This window comes from Nocardia sp. NPDC057663 (assembly GCF_042799895.1).
GTDB lineage: Bacteria > Actinomycetota > Actinomycetes > Mycobacteriales > Mycobacteriaceae > Nocardia.
The window spans coordinates 151,500-170,354 of sequence record NZ_JBHVHX010000003.1 but is presented as its reverse complement, the minus strand read 5'-3'; the positions used below and the strand labels follow the sequence as shown (position 1 = coordinate 170,354).

The following is an 18,855-nucleotide window of genomic DNA, read 5'->3' as shown; positions in this document are numbered from 1 at the left end:
GGTGTAGCTACTACTCTGCGCTCCTCGACCGCACATCGGAAGAGACCTCAGGGGCGGCCCGCCGAACCCTCAGGGTGGGCTGTCCCTCCCCCTGGGTGGATCGGGGAATCGCGTTGACAGCCGGGCCCCGCTGTGGCTGTCTTGGCAGGTGGGGAATATCGCGCCGGTCCGTCTCGCCGCCACCGCCGACCTGCACATGCGACCAGCCGTCGCGGGCAAGTTCCGGCCCGGCTTCCTCCGACTCGATCGCCACGCCGACCTGTTGCTGTTGGGTGGCGACCTCACCGAGGGCGGTACCCGGGCCAACACCGAGTTGCTGTGCGCAGAACTCGCGGACCTGCCGGTGCCGGTGGTCGCCGTCCTGGGCAATCACGACCATGACGAGCACCGCGGGGAATTGATCACGCGGCGGCTCACCGAGGCCGGTGTCGTTGTCCTGGACGGTAATTCGACGACGGTCAGAATCCGTGGGCACCGGGTCGGAATCGCCGGGGTGATGGGCGGTTCCGGTGGATTCCCCGGTCACCCGGGTGATCCCGACTCGGGGTCGTCGGAACATCGGGCCAGGATGCTCCGTGGCCCCCTCGACGCTCAGCGCCTGTGCCGGGCACTCGAGGGATTGGACTGCGAGATCCGGATCGCCCTCACCCACTTCTCCCCCGTCGTCGACACCCTCGTCGGCGAACCCACGTCCATCTATCCCGGCCTGGGATGTCACGCCATGGGCGAGGCGATCGACGCGGGCGGTGCCACGTTCGCGCTGCACGGTCACGCCCACGCCGGGAGCGAGTACGGGCAGACGGCGGGAGGTGTTCCCGTGCGCAATGTTTCGTACCCGGTGCTGCGCCGGACCTACGCGGTCTACGACCTGCCTGCCGATCAGGCGTAGCCCGTGACCAACCGCCGCCTTATGCCTCGCTGTCGCTGAACGCCCACACGACGGCGGGTCGCCCGGTGGCCTTCACCCGCCGCCGTTCACCGGTGCGGTCCAGACCCGGGATCGCGGCCAGTGTCCGGTTGAGGTTTGCCTGGTCGGGGCGGGTGCCGTGCAACGAGGTGCTGAGGTCGACCGCGCGGGTCGCGGGAAACTCTTCGCCCGCCAGTGCGCGAGTGAGGGCCTGGTCTTTCCACAACAGCCCGGCGAGCAGGCCGCGGCTGGTGTCGACGATGCGGTTGTGGTCGAACGCCAGCGGGGGCACCGCGTCGAAATCGACCCACTCGGCGGGCCCTTCGTGCTCGGCGACGACGGCCCACATGGCGATCGACAGCGTCGGCCCGCGCGGATCACGGTGCGGTTCATCGAAGGTGACCAGCTGACCGACCGCGCCGATCGCCTCCATCGGCACGCCGAGCTTGGTATGCACCGCACGCCGGGCGGCTTCGGCAAGGCGTTCACCCCGGCCCAGCAGCACACCGGGCAGCGCGAGTTCACCGGTGAACGGCTCGAACTCGCGGGCAGCGATCCCGATAAGCACCCCGCTGTCGGTATCCCAGCACCGCAACGTCACGACATCGATCGACACAACGGATTGCTCCACGTCATCCCATCCTGCCGCACGCGCACCCCGGATGCGAAGCTGCGGTGCCCGCGACCGGCAGCGCAGGCCCCCGGCCTGCGCGCCCCGCAGCCCGCTGTCACACGTTCGCTCATGCGGGCTGTTCGGCAGTCGCGACGTCGCGATCCGCGCCCACCGGCGGGTTGTTCGCCGAACCGATGCTGAGCCGTGGTTCGAGACGAACGGTGCGGTCACGTCGATCCGGTCCGTGGCCGGTCAGCACGACCGGCACGCCGAGGCGGCGGGCGAGCCAGTCCGCCGGGTCACCGTCGACCGGCTCGAGGATCGGAGTCGCCTCGGACAACTGGTCGGTGAGCCGCTGCTGATGCCCGAGATCACCCCATCGGCCCGGGATCAAGTCGGTGACCGTGCCCGCTTCGGTGTCGTATGCCGCTGCGGCGCACAGCGTTCCGGGCACGTCGAGGTGGTTGACGACCAATCCGTCGATCCCGCCGCAGACGTCGACGGCGTACCGCAACAGGATCGGGTCGAGGTGGCCCTGCCGGAACGCTCCCTGATACGGGCCGGTGCCGTTGTGCGGTTCCGGGTTCCCGAGTGGCGCCTCGGTCGGGAGCGGACCGGCGCCGTGCCGGGTCATATAGGTGCGGGTGACACCCAGAACGGTTGCGGTGCCGCCGATGCCGGCGACCATGGCGCGGGCATGGCGTGGTTCGACGGTCGACCAGGTGGTGTGCGGGTGGAATCCGCGCCATTCGTCGAGGAGAACACCCTGCGCGCCCTCGAACACCAGCCTGCCGCGCGCGGCGGTGCGGGCGAGTTCACCACCGTCGGTGATGCGCACCGCCCTGGCGAAGTCGCTGTACATCGCCACCAGGGCATCGATCGATTCGTAGCCGTGCGCGCTCGGGCCGATCAGCTCGTCGTAGTGCGCCGCCAGCCGATCCAGGGTGGCGCGCAGGACGCCAGGAGTCCGGCAGTCGGCGACGGTCGGTGCGTCGTGTTCGAGCGCGTACCAGGCTGTTTCGCCGATTCCACGACCGCAGGAACCGTGCCGCGAGGAACCCCTCGCGTCCTCGCGGGCACGGTTCGCCGCGATGTGGATCGGCGTGGTGAGCAGGGCGCGACCGTCGACGGCGAGCAGTCCCAGCGGATCACGCACGCCGAGCGCGGCCAGCTGCCCGGATTCGGCGGCGAGCGCGATCGGCTCCACCAGCATGTGACGGGAGAGCAGCGTCGGCACACCGTGGAAGGTCCCCGCGCCGAACTGCGCGAAGGTGTGGTGGCGGCCGTCGGCGACGACATTGTGCGCGGCCTGCGCACCGCCGTTGAACCGCACGACCGCCGCCACGTCGAGGCCCGCCTCCGGTGCGCACAGCCAGTCGACCGTCGCACCCTTGCCCGCATCGCCGAACCCCAGATCGACGACGACGATGTGCCCTGTACCGAGCATGGCAGCGCCCCTTCCCTTCTCGTGCCTCACTTGCCGGGCGGCAGCGCCCGCACACCGCGCGCCGGCTTCGAACCGAGCGCCCGGCCCACCGCGTCGGCCTCGGCGACCGACCCGACATCGCGCAGGTCGGCCAGCCCGGTGTCGACGTCGACCCGGTCCTCCCCCAACCCGATCGTCAGCGCGATCAATTCACACACCGCGCCGGGATCGTCGAGCTTCAGGAAGTTCTGGCCGAGCAGACCGCGCCAGTGCTCGGCGATCTCCGGATCCCCGTAGTACGACGACTGATTCGGCAGGATGTAGTAGACATGCCACCGCTGCGCGAGCTCGCGGTAGATCGACTCGACCGACACATCACGCCGCGCATGATCACCGATGACCGACCGGATGTGCCGGGCGGCCAGGCGCGGCTTGTTCAGCTCGTCGCCGATCACGAACAGATACCCCCGCTTCCCGCGCTTGTCCCACGCGTCGGTCGCGACATGCTGCGCCATGAAATAGGCGGCCAGCTCATAGCTTTCGGACTTCTGCCCGCCACCGCCGCCTTCGAGCAGGATCGACCGCAGCTGCTCGTCCATCCGGTTGTCGGACTCGAACTGCCCCACCTGCAACGGCACCCGATCGGTATCGGCATCCCCGATCGCCCCGAACAGCACCTGCGGATCCTGCGCATACCCCTTGCTTTTCAGCAGCCCGTGCAACTTCCCGAGCTTGTCCTGCATGATCCGCGGCACCCGCCCCATCGACCCGGTCACGTCGAACAACACCGCCACCGGCAACGAATTCCCATGCTCCGCCGAATCCCGGCACTCCCGCACCCCCACCCCGAACGGATCGAGCAACGGATGCGCACACCACGTCTCATACGGCTGCTCCCGCATCTGGGCCGTATACCCGAAGTCATCCACCCCGGCTCGCGCCCGGAACGTCTTCCCCGCCCGATACGCACTGTCATCCCAATGCCCATACCCCATCAGAACCACTCCCTCTCGTTTTCGTTGTTTTAGTCTATTCAACCAAAACAACGATCGTCAAGAGCCCCAGCGGATTCGCTGTTTGTCGGTACCGTCCGCTACCTTCTGGCACATGCCATCGGCTCCGCACGAAGTGGTGATCGATCTCTTCCAACAGCAACCGGCACTCGTCGCCCCGTTGCTGACCGAATTGGGCTGCCCCCTACCTGAATACGAGTCGATCACCACCGTGCCAGGCGATGCCACGGTGCTGGCGCCGACCGAGTACCACGCCGACGCGGTAGTCGCCTTCCATCGCGGCGGCGAGCGAATCCTGGCGGTGGTCGTGGAGGTACAGCTACGACCGGACCCGGACAAGCGCTGGTCTTGGCCGGTGTATGTCACTTCACTCCGAGCCCGGCTGCACTGCCCGACGCTGCTGCTGGTCGTGTGCCCCGACGCCCGGACCGCGCGGTGGGCCGCGAAGCCCATCGACCTCGGCTACGGCAACCCGTCCGTCGGACTATGCCCGCAGGTCCTGGACCCGTCAGGCGTCCCGGTCGTCACCGACCTCGAAGCGGCGGCGGATCTACCCGAACTGGCCGTGCTGTCCGCCCTGGCCCATGCGCAGCATCCCGAACACCGCGAAATCTGGAAAGCGCTGCTCGCAGCCCTCGGCACCCTGGGTGGCGACCGTGCCGCGCTGTACTATGACTTCATCCTGTCGACGCTGCCCGCCGCAGCGCGATCCGAGTGGGAGGCACTGATGGCCGCCGGGCTCCAAGGTTACGAATACCGCAGCGAGTTCGCCCGCAAGTACTTCGCGGAAGGCGAGGCCCGCGGCGAAGCACGCGGTGAGGCCAAGTCTGTGCTGACGGTGCTCGATGCTCGCGGAATCGCTGTCCCCATCGAGGTCCGCGAGCGAATTCTGGCTTGCGATGATCTCGATCAACTGCAGCGGTGGCTTCGCAAGGCGCTCGAGGTCAATCGGGCCGCTGATCTTCTGGACTGACCGCCGCGGGTGGTAACCCCGGTCGCTGACCCGGGAGTGGGGTCAGGCGTTCGCCGATCAGCGCTACGCCGGGGCCGGGGCGGCCGCCGGGGCCGGGGTGCCAGGTGACGTTGTCGGCGGTGATCGGGTCGCCGCAGTGGTGGCAGACGACTACGCCTTCGGTGAGGTGGTCGCAGTCGCGGTGGACGACGGACAGGGGTGGGCCGTCGGGGGTGGACAGCCAGCGGTCACCCCAGGCGAGGAGCATCGTCAGGACCGGATAGAGGTCGCGGCCGCGGTCGGTGAGGATGTACTCGGTGCGGACCGGGTTGTCCTGGTACACCCGGGTTTCCACGATCTCGTGCTCGCGGAGGGTGCGGAGCCGGTCGGTGAGCACGTTGGAGGCGATGCCGAGGTCGCGGCGCAGGTCCTCGAAGCGGGTGATGCCGAGGAACAGGTCGCGCAGGATCAGCGGGGTCCAGCGCTCCCCCACGATGCCTACCGTGCGGGCGATCGAGCACACGATATCGGCGAGTTCCACTTTGGACATGTCACCCATCCTAGTCCATTGCTTTTTACAAGACAGCTGGATACGGTCGTTTCGTCTGGAAAATCCGTCCGAAGGGAAGGGACGCGAACATGACCGACGTACTCGCCGGCGAGCAGGACACCGATACCGTCGCCCGATTCCGGCGCGCCACCGTCGACAACGACATCCCCGCACTGCTCGACACCTTGACCGACGACGCCGAGCTCCGCTCGCCCGTGTCGGGAAGGCTCGTGTTCCGCGGCCGCGCCGACCTCGCCCCACTGCTGACGCTCGTCTACCGCGCGATCAGCGACCTGCGGTGGACGGACACCGTCGGATCGGGCGACACCCGAATCCTGCTGGGCGAGGCCAGGATCGGCCCGTTCCGGATGACCGAGGCGATGGTGCTCGACCTCGCCCCCGACGGCCGGATCCGGCGGCTACGCCCGCACCTGCGGCCGTGGCTCGCGATCACCGTGGTCGCGCTGTGGCTCGGCCCCACCATGCTCCGGTACCCGGCGATCGTGCGCCGAGCCGCCGGATTCCAGGTCGATGGCCCGGCATCGGCGGGGAATGCCGGGCCACCGGCTACTCGACGAGCCCGTCGGGGGTGAGCTCGAGGGTGCGCGTCACCCCGATGTCGTCGAGGAACCGCGCATCATGGCTGACCACGATCAGCGCGCCCTCGAAGCTCGCCAGTGCCTGGGTCAGGTGCGCGAGACTGGGCAGGTCGAGGTTGTTGGTCGGCTCGTCGAGCATCAGCAGTTTCGGCGCGGGTTCGGCCAGCAACAGCGTCGCCAGCGCGGCCCGCAACCGCTCCCCGCCGGACAGCGCCGAGGCCGCGACATCGGCATCGCCGCCGCGAAACAGGAAGCGCGCCAACTGACCCCGGATCTGCTCGGCGGTGGCGTGCGGTGCGGCCGCGGCCACGTTCTCGAACACGCTGTGCTGCTCGTCGAACACGTCGAGCCGCTGCGGCAGCAGCCGCCACGCCACCTTCGGCTGCTCCGCCACGATCCGGCGCAGCAGCGTGGTCTTGCCCGCACCGTTACGGCCGGTGAGCGCGATCCGCTCCGGACCACTCACCCGCAGATCGATCACCGGGCCGTTGGCCAGCCGCGCCTGCTCGAGCGTGACGACGTCCTGACCCGGATACAGCCGGGTACCGGGCAGCTCGATCCTGATCTCGCGATCCGCGCGCACCAATTCCTCGGCGTGATCGAGGGTTTCGCGCGCGGTGTCGAGCTTCTCGAGGTGGGAGTTGCGCAGTTTGCCCGCCGACACCTCGGCGGCGTTGCGGCGCAGTCCCGCCACGATCTTCGGCACCCGCTTGTTGTCCTGCATCTTCTGCGCGAACCGCTGCCTGCGATCCAGTTTGGTCCGCGCGTCGACCAGTTCGCGCGCCTGCCTGCGGACATCGCTGCGCGCATCGCGCACCGCCGCCCGCGCCGCCTCCTGCTCCTGGTCGATGATCCGTTCGTAATCGCTGAAATTGCCGCCGAACGAACGGATCTCGCCGGCCCGCAGCTCGGCGATCCCGTCCATCCGATCCAGCAGTTCCCGGTCGTGGCTGACCACGACGACGGTGCCGGCGAACTGCCGGATCACCTCGTAGAGCCGGGCGCGCGCGACCGCGTCCAGATTGTTGGTCGGCTCGTCGAGCAGCAGCACATCGGGTTCGCGCAGGAGTTCCGCGACGAGCCCGAGCAGCACGGTTTCGCCACCGGAGAGGGTGTCGAGGGTGCGGTCCAGGTCGGCGACCGAACCGGCGACGTAGTCGAGGCCGAGCTTGCCCAGCAGGGCGATCGCCTCGTCCTCGATCTGCCACTGCACGCCGACGGTGTCGAAGTCCTCGGGCTCGCCTGCACCGGTTTCGATGCGGTGCAGCGCGGCCCGCACCTCGGCGATGCCGAGCACCGTCTCGACCCGCTGCCCGGCCTGCATGCCCAGGTCCTGGCGCAGATAGCCGATCCGTCCCGGCGCCGTGATCGACCCGCGGATCGGGCGCAACGCACCGGTGATCAGCCGCATCAGCGTGGATTTGCCCGCACCGTTGCTGCCGACCAGGCCGATCTGGCCGGGACCGACGACGGCGTCGAGGCCGTCGAACACGACAGTGCCGTCCGGCCAGTGGAAGGTGAGATCGGAAAGAGAAAGAGAGGTCATGCGGATCCCCTTGAGGTGCGACGGAAACACGGTGCGCAGAATGCGGACCGTCCGGGAGCGCTACCTCAAGAAATCAACGCATGACTCCGATCGCCGGGAACAAGACCATTCATTGATAACACTCCGGTGCACCGTCGCGCCACCCTATTTTTCGCCCACCGTGAGCCCGCTCACCCGGAGGCCGGGAGTGCGGTGCGGCTCACTTATCGTGGAAGGCGATCGCGAACAAGGGGAGAACATGAGCGCTGACGTCGTCATCGTCGGCGCGGGCTACGCCGGGATCAGCGCCGCGAAACGACTGGCCGCTGCCGACGGTGTCCGTGTCACGATGGTGAACCCGAGCCCCTACTTCGTGGAACGCATCCGGCTGCACCAATACGTCGCGGGCAACCATCCGGCCCGGCGGCCGCTGCGCGCCGTCCTGCCCGCCCGCGTGCACCTGACCATCGACACCGTGACCGCGATCGACGAGCGAAACCACCTGGTGCACACCGGTTCCGGGCGCGAACTGCCCTATGGTCACCTCGTCTACACCCCGGGCAGCCATTCCGACGCCCACCATATCCGCGGTGCCACCGAGCACGCGGTCTCCCTCGGCACCTGGACCGAAGCCGAGCGAGCGCGGCACCGCTTGCGCGCGCTGCCACCCGGGGCGGTGGTCACGGTGGTCGGCGGCGGGCTCACCGGGATCGAAGTCGCGGCCGAACTGGCCGAGAGTGGTTCGGCGCGTGTGCATCTGGTGACCGGCGAGCTGGGCCACAGCATGTCCGCCGCGGCGCGCGCACTGTTGCGCGTCGCATTGGCGGAGCTGGGTGTCACCGTCGTCGAACAGGTCGCGGTCGCCGAGATCGGTGACCGCAAGATCGCGATGACCGACGGCACGGTGCTGTCCACCGATCTCACCGTCGCCACCACCGCCTTCGCCCCGTCGGATCTGGCCCGTGGCAGCGGCATGGAGGTCGACGGTTCCGGCGCGCTGCTCGTCGACGAAACCCTGGTCAGCACCATGTCTCCGGCGATCGTCGGCGCGGGTGACGGTGTCGCCCTCGGCGCAGACCCGCTGCGCATGAGCTGTCAGGCCGCCATCCCATCCGGAATCCATGCCGCCGAGACGGTCCTGCGGCTGCGCGCCGGACTGGCACCGAAACCGTTGCGCCGCAGGTACATCGGTCAGGCGGTGAGCTTGGGCCGCAAGAACGCGCTCGTCCAGTTCACCGACTTCACCGACCGGCCGCTGCCCCAGCTGGTCCTCACCCACGGGGGCGCCGCCCTGCTGAAGGAACAGATCTGCCGGGCGACCGTGCGCGGCGGGCAGCTCGGACCGGTCCGCTACCGGTGGTCGTGAGCGCTGTCCCTGTCGGAGTGGAACGCTAACGTGGGCTCCAAGGCGATTCCCCACCGTCGAGTGCCGTACCAGTGAAACCGGAGGACTGTGATGTCGGAGCCGAAGCGAGTACGTGCCGCCGAGCGGGGTGACGTGCGGGCAGCCGGAGACGCGCTGGGCGCGGCCTTCCGGCACGACCCGGTGATGAGCTGGATCCTGCCGGACGAGCGCAGGCGAGCCACCGGACTTCCCTGGTTCTTCGCCGCGGTGGCACGGCACGTCTTCTTCCCGCTCGACGCGTCCGATCTGGCGCTCCACGAGGACGGGACCGTCGCCGGGGTCGCGATGTGGACCCCGCCGGACCGCTGGCAGAGCAACATCGCCACCGACCTGCGTGTCATGCCCGGGCTGATCCGCGCGTTCGGACGGCGCACACTGGCCGGCAAAACCGTCGGCGACCTGATCAAACACCACCATCCGAAGGAACCGCACTGGTACCTGGCGATGCTCGGCACCACCCCCGAGGCCCGCGGCGCCGGATACGGCAGCACCCTGCTGCGCTCGCGGCTCGCCCGCATCGACGCCGAGGGTGCCGCCGCCTACCTGGAATCCAGCAACCCCGACAACGTCCCGTTGTACGAACGCTTCGGCTTCACCGTCACCGGCGAGCTCCGCATTCCCGGCGGGCCGCCGCTGTGGCCGATGTGGCGAGCGCCCCGCTGACGGCCTACAACTTGACGATCGACGTCAGCGGGTAGTCGCCCTGGTGCTCGCGGCCCTTCAGGAACTCGAGTTCCAGCACGACGGCGGCCGCGACCACCTCGGCGCCGACTTCCTTGAACAGCGCGGCCGCGGCGGCGAGGGTGCCACCGGTGGCGAGCACGTCGTCGAGCAGCAGGATGCGCTTGCCCGCGAGGGCGACGCCGTCGGCCGGGATCTCCAGTGCGGCGGAACCGTATTCGAGCTCGTACTCGCGCGACACCACCGGCGGCGGCAGCTTGCCGCCCTTGCGGATGGCGAGCACACCGGTGCCCAGGGTCGCGGCGACCCCTGCCCCGAGCAGGAAACCGCGCGCATCGACACCGGCCACCAGGTCGGCCTCGGGGGCAATGGCGGCGAAGCAGTCGATGACCGCCCGGAAGCCCTCGGCGTCGGCGAATACCGGGGTCAGATCGGCGAAACGCACACCCGGCGTGGGGAAGTCGTCGTGCCAGCGGGTCAGCCGCGACACCGCGTCGGCGGCCCTGCTGGTCCGCTCACTGACCTGGTCGTCGGACTCGACCACCGCGTGCTTGCTCATCGACACCTCTCCGTCACGGTCACGCCCCGCGTGACTGCCACCACTACTCATCGCTGCAACACCCAGCGATCCATGTTCCAGCCGGTACCGGCCTGCGTCGGCCCGGCGATCCCGTTCTGCATGCCGTTGCCGAAGGCGATGGTGCGCGGCGTCGCGAACAAGGGAATGCTCGGCAGCTGCGCCCACAGCAGGTTCTCGGCCTCGGTCAGCAGGTTCAGCGTCACGGTCGAGTTGGCCTCTCCCGCAAGCTGATCGGTGATCGCATCGTAGCGACCGTTGGCAAAGCCCCCGGCATCGAGGCCGCTACCGGTCCGCAATGCCGCGAACGCCGCGACGCCGGTGGCCGATCCGGCAGGCCCGGGAACTGCGGCGGTGCCGCCGAGCACGGCGTCGACCGCGCCCTCGGACAGCCTGGCAGGCGTGAAATCCGGTGCGCCCGCGTCGACCACGCCGATGCCGGCGCCACGGCAGGAATCGGCGATCATCGCCACCGTCTCGGCCCGGCGCGCATCCGGTGCCAGGTAACCGATCCGAACCGTCGGCTTGGCGGCACGTGCCGAGGCCAGGGTCGCGGTGGCCGCCGGGATATCGGCGCCCCGGTACCGGTCGGCGGCTCCGATCACCGCCGGGTAGTACAGCGAATCCTGCTGCACCACGTGGGCGTTCAAGGTGCCGGCGCCGAGGCCGCTCTGCGGGACCTCTCCCGCCTTGCCCAGCGTGTCGAACAGCGCCTGCCGCGGCACACACTGAGCGAACGCGCGGCGCACCTCGGGCGAGCCGAAGACACCGTCGGTGGCGAGCACGAGCTGTTCGGCGCTGCGGCTCGCGACCGTCTGTTCCTCGAACCCGTCGAGCGTCAGGTCCGACACCGACCCGGCGCCCAGATCGACGACACCGAGCGCGTTCTCCTTCGCCTTGGCGGCGTAGTCGGTGCCCTTGGGCCACACCACGATCCGGCTGGTCGCGGGCGCGCTCCCCCACCATTTCTCGTTGGCGACCAGCACCAAACCGTCCTTCGCGCTGAAGGATTCGATCCGGTACGGCCCCGAGGACGGGAACTTGGTGAGGTCGAGCCCACCCGGCTTCATGGCCCAGCCGGAGTTCCAGAAGTCGGCGATCCGGCCGAGCACGGCGCCGTCACCGGTCTGCAGCGCGTTCACCACGTTCGGCGCGCCCACCGCCTGCGCCACCACGTGCGCGGGCATGAGCTCGGCCGCGGTGAACAGGGTCCGCCAGGGCAGGTAGTGCCTGCCGGGGCGGAACACCACGGTGGCGTCCTTGGATCCCGGCTGGCAGTCGACCCGCTCGATGTCGGCGTAGCCCACGGTGCTCGCCGCGTCGAACAACGGGACAGGGCCGCGGTCGCCCGGGCGGGTGAACCGGCCCGAGCGCGCCGACCAGGCCAGCACCAGATCGTCGCAGGAGGTCTGCACCCCGTCGGAGTACACCCCGTCCGGGTTGAGCCGGTACTGCACGGTCTGCGTCTCGCCCGGCACCTCCTTCGCGGTGCCCGCGTCGGTGTCGGCGACCTGCTGACCGTCGGGTCCGGTGTAGAAGAACCCGGTCAGCACCCGCCCGAACACCGCAGCGGCGCCGCTGCTCGCCCCGAGCGTGCTGCCGCCGTTGTAGCTGGCGACCGCCGCGTCGACGGCGTACCCGATGGAGGGCACCTGGTTCTTGCTCGAGCACCCGGCCACCAGGCCGGTGGTCACGGCCGCCGTGGCCAGCACGGTGATCAGTCGAATCGTGCCGCGTCGCATGATGAGACCCCCTGCTCTCGCCGTCAGTTCCTGCGCTTGTGCCGCTTCCCGCTGGGCCGGGTACCCGGCCGCGGCGCCGACGCGTCGGTCGGTCGCGGGCCGCGGGTGGCGCCGGCGGCCACCGGCACCCGGGGGCTCACCCCGCCACCGGCCCGCTTGGCGAGCACCTTCTTGGTGTGCGCGGCCACCGGACCCCAGCGTTCCTTGATCGACACCAGCACCGGGACGGCGAGGAAGATCGAGGAGTAGGCGCCGACGATCATGCCGACCAGCTGCACCAGCGCCAGGTCCTTCAGCGTGCCGACGCCCAGCAGCCACACCGCGATCACCAGCATGCCGATGATCGGCAGGATGCCGATGACGGTGGTGCTGATCGACCGCATCAGGGTCTGGTTGGCGGCGAGGTTCGCCTGTTCGGCGTAGGTGCGCTTGTTCAGGTGCAGCACGCCGCGGGTGTTCTCCTCGACCTTGTCGAAGACGACGACATTGTCGTAGAGCACGTAACCCAGAATCGTGAGCAGACCGATCACCGCGGCCGGTGTCACCTCGAACCCGACCAGCGAATAGATGCCCGCCGTGACGATCAGGTTGAAGAACAGCGACACGATCGCCGCGATCGACATGTCCCGCTCGAAGCGGATCGCGATGTAGATCATCGTCAGCGCCACGAATACCGCGAGTGCGATCAGCGCCTTCTGGGTGATCTGGCCACCCCAGGTCTCGCTGATCTCGGCCATGCTGATGGCATCGATGCTGACGGAGGTGCCCGTCTCTTTCTCGAGCATCGCGCGCAATGCTTCCTGCACCTGGTCGGTCTGGTCTTTGTCCAGAGTTTCCGAGCGCACCTGGATGGTCGCGGCGGAACCGGAACCGACCTCCTGCACCGTCACCGGGCCGTGGCCGAGGGTCTGGGCATAGACGTCCTCCACCTGCTGGGTGGTGACGTTCCCGGCCGCCGGGACCTGGATGCGCGTGCCGCCCTCGAAGTCGATGCCGAGCGTGAAGCCGCGCACCGCGATGCTGAGCAGCGAGATCAGCAGCAGCGCCGCGGACATGGCGTAGAAGAACTTGCGCCGGCTGACGATCCGGAATCCGCCGGTGCCGGTGTAGAGACGTTCGAAGAACCCGTGCTGCGCGGCCGGCGACGGCTCGGCCTTGTCCAGGTACACCGTTTCCTCGGTGGGATGGGTGTTGTTCATCGTGACATCTCCTTCGGCCGGGCCTGGCCTGCACCGCGTTCCCTGGCGATCTGCTGCACCGAGCCGAGACCGTTCACCGACGGCTTCGCCCAGAACGGCGAGCGCGCGGCGAGCATCATCAGCGGTGCGGTGACCAGGTAGAGCACGATCACGTCGAGGACGGTGGTGATACCGAGGGTGAAGGCGAAGCCCTTCACCTGACCGGCGGCGAGCAGGTACAGCACGACCGAGGCGATCAGGCTGACGGTCTTGCCGGACAGGTTGGTGCGCTGCGCCCTGGCCCAGCCACGCGGCACCGCCGAGCGGAAGCTGCGGCCCTCGCGCATCTCGTCCTTGATGCGTTCGAAGAACACGACGAACGAGTCGGCGGTGAGGCCGATACCGATGATCAGACCGGCGATACCGGCCAGATCGAGGGTGAAGCCGATCCAGCGCCCGAGCAGCACGATGATGCCGTAGACGGCGGCACCGGCGGCGAGCAGCGAGAACCCGGCCAGCAGGCCGAGCATGCGGTACACCAGCAGGCAGTACAGCAGCACCGCGATCAGGCCGACCGCGCCGGCCAGCAGACCGGCCTTCAGCGAGGACAGGCCGAGGGTGGCCGAGACCGTCTCCGCTTCCGAGGTCTGGAACGACAGCGGCAGCGAACCGTACTTCAGCGTGTTGGCCAGCTCGGACGCACTGTCGGCGGTGAAGCTGCCCGAGATCGAGGTGCGCCCGCCCAGCTGCGGGCCCTGCTGCACCTGCGGGGCGCTGACCACCTTCGAGTCGAGCACGAAGGCGACCCGCTTGTAGACGTATTCACCGGTCAGATCGGACCAGGCATCGGCACCGGCGGACTTGAACTCCAGGTTCACCTCGTGCCGGGCCTGCTGGGTGTTCAGGCCGGAGGTCGCGTCGGCGATCTCCTGGCCGTCGATGCGGCTCGGGCCGAGCAGGAACACCTCGGTGCCGTCCTGCGAACAGGTGACCAGCGGCAGCGCCGGGTCGTCGTTGCCCGCCAGCGGGTCGGGCTTGGTGCAGTCCATGCTCGCCACGGCGACCTGCTGCACAGTCTGATCGGTGCTCTGCCGCAGCGCCTTGGCGTCGGCGATCTCCTTGGCCTGCTGCTGCTGGACGCTGCCGTTGCCGGGGGCCGGGGTCGGCGTCGGCGGTGCCTGCGCCGGGAACACCCGCGACTGCGGTGCCGGGGTGGTGGGCTCGCCCGCCGCGGGGGCGGTGGGCTCACCGGGCACGGGCGCCGGGGTGTCGGTCGCCGGGGTCTGCGGCGCGCCGGGCTGGGTCGGGGGCACCTGGGGTGCCGCGCCACCGGCTTGCGGCTGAGTGGCCGCCAGCACGGGACGGATGTAGAGCTTGGCGGTGGTGGCCAGCGCGCGGGCCTGCTGGCTCTCCTCGCCGGGCACCGTGATGACGATGTTGTCGCCGTCGATGACCACCTCGGAGCCGGAGACGCCGAGACCGTTGACCCGGTTCTCGATGATCTCCTGGGCCTTCTTCAGGCTGTCCTGGCTCGGCCTGCTGCCGTCGGGGGTGCGCGCGGTCAGGGTGACGCGGGTGCCGCCCTGCAGGTCGATACCGAGCTTGGGCGTGGGGGAATGATCACCGGTGAAGAACACCAGCGCGTAGATCACGGCCAGCAGCGCGGCGTAGACGCCGAGCAGCCGGTACGGATGCGCCGATCCCTGGGAAGGTGGCACAGCAGGTCATCTCCTAGGCGGAAGTCGAGGTCGGAACGGTGGGCACGGCGGTGCCCGCACCGGAGCGCGACGCAGCGCGCACCGGTGTTGACGGGAGTGATCAGTCCTTGGTCAGCCGGGTCTCGGTCTGCTCCGCGGACTCCTCGACGGGGGCGTCGGTCGCGGCGGGGGTCTCCTCGGCCGCCTGCTCCTCGGCACGCACCTCACGGATCGCCTGGCGCAGCCAGGTGGTGACGACATCCTCGGCGATCTCCAGGTCGACGGTGGTGTCGTCCAGGTCCACGACGGTGCCGTAGAGGCCCGACGTGGTGATGACCTGGTCACCGACCTTCAGACCCTCCTGCAGGCTCGAGACCTTCTCGGCCTCCCGCTTCTGTTTGCGGATACCGAAGAACATCGGCACGAGCAGGGCGAGGATCAGCAGCGGAAACAGGAAGTCCATCGTCGAAGTCAGTCCCTAGTCAGTGGTGGACGTGCAGGTACGCCTGACAGTCTGCCAGTTCCCGTCCGCGGCGACACACCGGACACCGACGCGCGAGGGAAAACGGCCCCGGTCCGCGGTGACGCGAACCGGGGCCGGGCAGTGCCCTGCGGCCGGTCAGGCGCGGCCGTAGGTGTAGTCGTCGAGCGGGAAGGTGACCGCCTCGCGGTGCGCGTTGGCGGTGCTGGTCGGGCGCAGCAGCGCCGCTTCACCGTGCTGGTTGAAGTAGTAGCTGCGCGCGGTGGCGCAGTCGCCGCCGTAGAAGACCGAGCTGCCCAGCTTGCCGGTGACCCGGTCCAGGAACTCGGCGTTGGCCCGCTCGGTGACCTCGAAGGTCTTCTCCCCGCGCCGGAACAGCTCGGTGAACAGCCTGCCCATGTGCTTCATCTGCGCCTCGATGGTGGTGAAGTACGACAGCCCGCTGTAGGAGTAGGGGCTGTTGAGGCTGAGGAAGTTGGGGAACTTGGGCACGGCGATGCCCTCGTAGGCCTGGAAACGGTTGTCGCGCCAGAACTTTCCGAGATTCACGCCGTCGCGGCCGACGATCTCGATGGCCGGGAAGTTCACGTCCCACAGGTTGAAGCCGGTGGCCAGCAGCAGGGTGTCGATCTCGGTCTTGTGCCCGTCGGCGGTGACGATGCCGTCGGGTTCGACGTGGTCGATCGAGTTCGTCTCCAGCCGCACGTGCGGTTCGTTGAACGTCTTGAAGTACTGGTTGGAGAAGGTCGGGCGCTTGCAGCCGAAGTCGTAGTGCGGGGTGAGCTTGGCCCTGGTGTCCTTGTCGCGCACCTGCGCGAACAGGTGCGCTTTGGCCAGCGCGGCGGCTGCCTTGTTCAGCGGCTTGGCCTGTGCGTAGTGCAGCACGCCGACGACCATCAGCGCCTCGAGCATGCTCGTGTTGACCAGCCGGGCCGCCTTCTGGGTGAGCGGCACCTTGGCGAACATCTCCTGGACGACGCCGGGGATCGGGGCGTCGACCTTGGGCACCACCCAGATGGGCGTGCGCTGGAAGACGGTCAGCGCGTCGACCTTCTTGGCCACCTCGGGCACGAGCTGGACCGCGGTGGCGCCGGTGCCGATGATGGCGGCCTTGCGCCCGGTCAGGTCGTAGCCGGCGTCCCAGTCGGTGGTGTGGATGATCTTGCCCGCGAAGGACTCGATGCCGGGGAACGGTGGGGTGTAGGGCTGGGACAGGAATCCGGTGGCCGCGAGCAGGTAGCGCGCCGTGACGGTCTCCCCGCCGGCGATCGAGACCACCCACTGCTGGTTGTCCTCGTCCCAGCGGGCGCCCTCGACGACGGTGCCGAACCGCATCCGCCTGCGCAGGTCGTACTTGTCGGCGACGTGCTCGGCGTACTTCTTGAGCTCGGCGCCGGGGGCGAACAGCCGGGTCCAGTGCGGATTCGGCTCGAAGGAATAGGAGTAGGTAACCGAGGCGATATCGACCGCGAGGCCGGGATACCGGTTCACATGCCAGGTACCGCCCAGGTCGTTTTCGCGCTCGAGGATCACGAAATCATGCAGTCCGAGCCGGTCGAGCTCGATGCCGGCGCCGATGCCACCGAATCCCGCCCCGACCACGACCGCGTCCAACTGAGGTGCCACGCCGAACCTCCACATACATCAGGTGTCTGTTACAGAATGACACATCATTCCGCTGTCGGCGACAGTAACATCGGCGAGGTGACGAAGCCATCCGCCCGCGTCGAACAGCGCAAAGCCGAATTGCGCAAGGAGATCATCGATACCGCGTTCGACTGCTTTTCCGACAAGGGCTATCACGCCACCGGCATCGCCGACATCGCCGTCCGCCTCGGTATCGGGCACGGCACCTTCTACCGGTACTTCGCCAACAAGCGCGACATCATCGACCACGTCATCGACGACGTCACCGGCCGCATCTTCACCTCACTCGAGAACGAGCTCAGCCCCGAGACCGCGACCACCCTCGACGAGTACGCAGAACTGCTGGACCGGATCGGCGATGCGCTCAACCGGGCGCTGCTCAAGGACCCACGGGTGCCGCAGCTGCTGCTGTTCCACGCGACAGGCATCGACGACGAGCTCACCGCCCGGGTGTTCGGTCTGGTCGACAGCACCGAGATCGTCATCTCCGGCTATCTGGACCACGGCGTCCGGCTGGGTTATCTGCGCCCTGATCTGGACACCGCCACGACGGCGAAAGCGGCGCTGGGGATGGTGGTGGCCGGCATCGTGCACGGCTTGCGAACCCCGGATCCGGCGCTGATGGCGGTGTACAGTCACGCGGTACGGCGGCTGTTCATCGATGGCGTCCGAGTTGCTGCGCGATGATGAAAACCCGTGGGATAGAAGGGCAATCCTGACACAATGACCGCTGTGACGCCCGACGACGTGAGCCGCACCCACTTCGCCATGCCGACCCTGGGTCATCGCGGCTACCACGCCGAGGAGGTCGACGCGTTCCTGGAACTGGTCTCGGCCACCCTCGACGGACAGGGCGTTCTCACCGCCGACGACATCCGTCACGTGCATTTCGGCGCACCGCGGTTCGGCGGCCGCGGCTATCAGGCCGATCAGGTCGACGACTTCCTCGACCGGGTCAGGACCGAACTCGAATACCGGCAGAAGGGCGCCGCCCCGGTGCCCGCGGCCCGGCTGGGCGACGATGTCGCCGAGATGCTCACCCCCGACGACGTGCACCGCATGCGGTTCAGCCAGTCGGCAGTCGGCAGGCGCGGCTACCACGAGGAAGAGGTCGACGCGTTCCTCGATCTGGTCGCGGCGACACTGGCCCACAACGGTCCGGGCAGCCTGACCTCGGAAGACGTGCGCGGCGTCCGGTTCACCGACACCCGGCTGGGCACCCGCGGGTACTCCCGCGAGGAAGTGGACGCGTTCATCGATCTGGTGATCACCGCGCTAGAGCACGCCGAGCGCAGGCACTGACCGCAGCCACAGATCCGGCGGATCAGCCCTGGATGCTGTGCAGTTCGGCTTCGCGCAGGTCGTCGGGGAAGACGTAGCGGCGGAACGCCCAGAAGCGGAACGCCATCGCCAGCAGCACGCCCAGGATCTGCCCGGACACGAAGTTGGCGACCGCCTGCACCACCGGATCCACGTGCGGCACGCGCAGATTCAGCACGTACAGCGAGATCGCCTGCGGAATCATGGTGACGCCGATGCCCAGGGCGCTGATCGTGAAGAACAGCGCGGCCTCATGACTGCGCTGCCTGCCGCCGCGGGTGCGGAAAGACCATTCGCGGTTGAGGATGTAGGAGGCGATGGTCGCGATCAGCGCGCCGAGCAACCGCGCGGTCAGCGGCTTGTCGCCGAGCACGGTCAGCTTCACCGCGTACACGACACCGGTGTCGATGAACCAGGTGATCCCGCCGACCACCGCGAACTTCAGGAGCTCCCGATGCTTCAGGAGCTGGGAACGCAACGGCTCGGGGAGGCGCTGCACCACCGCATGGACTGCCACCTGGCCGACAGTAACCGACGTCGCC

At 68.7% G+C, this 18,855-nt stretch carries 19 protein-coding genes; 7 read left to right on the top strand and 12 right to left on the bottom strand.

Going from position 1 to position 18,855, the window contains the following annotated elements:
• Nucleotides 1–148: 148 nt before the first annotated feature.
• On the top strand, nucleotides 149–889 hold the full coding sequence (locus ACFVAV_RS08935; RefSeq protein ID WP_379032294.1) for a metallophosphoesterase: 741 nt from the start codon (nucleotides 149–151) through the stop codon (nucleotides 887–889).
• A gap of 19 nt (nucleotides 890–908) precedes the next feature.
• On the opposite strand, the gene ACFVAV_RS08930 is transcribed toward ACFVAV_RS08935, so the two are convergent.
• The 3 genes from ACFVAV_RS08930 to ACFVAV_RS08920 all read right to left on the bottom strand — a co-directional run bounded on the left by ACFVAV_RS08930 (nucleotide 909) and on the right by ACFVAV_RS08920 (nucleotide 3,941).
• Nucleotides 909–1,538: an NUDIX domain-containing protein gene (locus ACFVAV_RS08930; protein ID WP_379032291.1), complete on the bottom strand. Its 630-nt coding sequence runs from the start codon at nucleotides 1,536–1,538 to the stop codon at nucleotides 909–911.
• A 109-nt stretch (nucleotides 1,539–1,647) separates the two neighbouring features.
• On the bottom strand, nucleotides 1,648–2,967 hold the full coding sequence (locus ACFVAV_RS08925) for an adenylosuccinate synthetase (RefSeq protein ID WP_379032288.1): 1,320 nt from the start codon (nucleotides 2,965–2,967) through the stop codon (nucleotides 1,648–1,650).
• A 26-nt stretch (nucleotides 2,968–2,993) separates the two neighbouring features.
• Nucleotides 2,994–3,941 (bottom strand): hypothetical protein, encoded by a 948-nt coding sequence (locus ACFVAV_RS08920; RefSeq protein ID WP_379033550.1) that lies wholly within the window; start codon nucleotides 3,939–3,941, stop codon nucleotides 2,994–2,996.
• 112 nt (nucleotides 3,942–4,053) lie between these two features.
• Here ACFVAV_RS08920 and ACFVAV_RS08915 point away from each other — a divergent pair, with 112 nt between their 5' ends.
• On the top strand, nucleotides 4,054–4,932 hold the full coding sequence (locus ACFVAV_RS08915) for a hypothetical protein (protein ID WP_379032285.1): 879 nt from the start codon (nucleotides 4,054–4,056) through the stop codon (nucleotides 4,930–4,932).
• Here ACFVAV_RS08915 and ACFVAV_RS08910 read toward each other — a convergent pair.
• Nucleotides 4,904–5,461 carry a winged helix-turn-helix transcriptional regulator gene (locus ACFVAV_RS08910; RefSeq protein WP_379032282.1) on the bottom strand — a complete coding sequence of 186 codons (558 nt, stop codon included), beginning with the start codon at nucleotides 5,459–5,461 and terminating at the stop codon, nucleotides 4,904–4,906. The genes ACFVAV_RS08915 and ACFVAV_RS08910 overlap by 29 nt on opposite strands.
• An 89-nt stretch (nucleotides 5,462–5,550) precedes the next feature.
• Here ACFVAV_RS08910 and ACFVAV_RS08905 point away from each other — a divergent pair, with 89 nt between their 5' ends.
• The gene (locus ACFVAV_RS08905; RefSeq protein WP_379032279.1) at nucleotides 5,551–6,054 is read left to right on the top strand and encodes a nuclear transport factor 2 family protein; all 504 of its coding nucleotides are present in this window, start codon (nucleotides 5,551–5,553) and stop codon (nucleotides 6,052–6,054) included.
• Here the strand turns inward: ACFVAV_RS08905 and ACFVAV_RS08900 are convergent.
• Nucleotides 6,029–7,606, bottom strand: coding sequence for an ABC-F family ATP-binding cassette domain-containing protein (locus ACFVAV_RS08900; protein ID WP_379032276.1), 1,578 nt, complete (start codon nucleotides 7,604–7,606; stop codon nucleotides 6,029–6,031). The two genes, ACFVAV_RS08905 and ACFVAV_RS08900, sit on opposite strands and share 26 nt — an antisense overlap.
• A 238-nt stretch (nucleotides 7,607–7,844) precedes the next feature.
• On the opposite strand from ACFVAV_RS08900, the gene ACFVAV_RS08895 reads away from it, so the two are divergent.
• Nucleotides 7,845–8,951, top strand: a complete 1,107-nt coding sequence (locus tag ACFVAV_RS08895) for an NAD(P)/FAD-dependent oxidoreductase (protein ID WP_379032273.1) — start codon at nucleotides 7,845–7,847, stop codon at nucleotides 8,949–8,951.
• Nucleotides 8,952–9,041: 90 nt separating this feature from the next.
• Complete coding sequence (locus tag ACFVAV_RS08890; RefSeq protein WP_379032270.1) at nucleotides 9,042–9,653, top strand: GNAT family N-acetyltransferase; 612 nt, start codon at nucleotides 9,042–9,044, stop codon at nucleotides 9,651–9,653.
• 4 nt (nucleotides 9,654–9,657) lie between these two features.
• Here the strand turns inward: ACFVAV_RS08890 and ACFVAV_RS08885 are convergent, their stop codons facing one another.
• The 6 genes from ACFVAV_RS08885 to ACFVAV_RS08860 all read right to left on the bottom strand — a co-directional run bounded on the left by ACFVAV_RS08885 (nucleotide 9,658) and on the right by ACFVAV_RS08860 (nucleotide 16,972).
• Nucleotides 9,658–10,230, bottom strand: a complete 573-nt coding sequence (locus ACFVAV_RS08885) for an adenine phosphoribosyltransferase (RefSeq protein WP_379032268.1) — start codon at nucleotides 10,228–10,230, stop codon at nucleotides 9,658–9,660.
• A gap of 47 nt (nucleotides 10,231–10,277) precedes the next feature.
• Nucleotides 10,278–11,990, bottom strand: a complete 1,713-nt coding sequence (locus ACFVAV_RS08880; protein WP_379032265.1) for an ABC transporter substrate-binding protein — start codon at nucleotides 11,988–11,990, stop codon at nucleotides 10,278–10,280.
• Between the two features lie 23 nt (nucleotides 11,991–12,013).
• Nucleotides 12,014–13,189 (bottom strand): protein translocase subunit SecF, encoded by a 1,176-nt coding sequence (gene secF / locus ACFVAV_RS08875; protein WP_379032263.1) that lies wholly within the window; start codon nucleotides 13,187–13,189, stop codon nucleotides 12,014–12,016.
• Nucleotides 13,186–14,886 (bottom strand): protein translocase subunit SecD, encoded by a 1,701-nt coding sequence (gene secD, locus ACFVAV_RS08870; RefSeq protein WP_379032260.1) that lies wholly within the window; start codon nucleotides 14,884–14,886, stop codon nucleotides 13,186–13,188. The genes secF and secD overlap by 4 nt, the downstream gene beginning before the upstream one ends.
• A 100-nt stretch (nucleotides 14,887–14,986) precedes the next feature.
• A complete protein-coding gene (yajC, locus tag ACFVAV_RS08865) occupies nucleotides 14,987–15,328 on the bottom strand; it encodes a preprotein translocase subunit YajC (RefSeq protein ID WP_379032258.1) in 342 nt (113 codons plus the stop codon).
• Nucleotides 15,329–15,484: 156 nt separating this feature from the next.
• Nucleotides 15,485–16,972 carry a flavin-containing monooxygenase gene (locus tag ACFVAV_RS08860; protein WP_379032255.1) on the bottom strand — a complete coding sequence of 496 codons (1,488 nt, stop codon included), beginning with the start codon at nucleotides 16,970–16,972 and terminating at the stop codon, nucleotides 15,485–15,487.
• Nucleotides 16,973–17,050: 78 nt separating this feature from the next.
• Between ACFVAV_RS08860 and ACFVAV_RS08855 the strand changes: the two genes are divergently transcribed.
• Nucleotides 17,051–17,680: a TetR/AcrR family transcriptional regulator gene (locus ACFVAV_RS08855; protein WP_379032252.1), complete on the top strand. Its 630-nt coding sequence runs from the start codon at nucleotides 17,051–17,053 to the stop codon at nucleotides 17,678–17,680.
• 36 nt (nucleotides 17,681–17,716) lie between these two features.
• Nucleotides 17,717–18,295: a DivIVA domain-containing protein gene (locus ACFVAV_RS08850; protein ID WP_379032249.1), complete on the top strand. Its 579-nt coding sequence runs from the start codon at nucleotides 17,717–17,719 to the stop codon at nucleotides 18,293–18,295.
• A gap of 22 nt (nucleotides 18,296–18,317) precedes the next feature.
• Here ACFVAV_RS08850 and ACFVAV_RS08845 read toward each other — a convergent pair whose 3' ends face one another.
• Nucleotides 18,318–18,830 (bottom strand): GtrA family protein, encoded by a 513-nt coding sequence (locus ACFVAV_RS08845; protein WP_379032247.1) that lies wholly within the window; start codon nucleotides 18,828–18,830, stop codon nucleotides 18,318–18,320.
• Nucleotides 18,831–18,855: the final 25 nt, after the last annotated feature.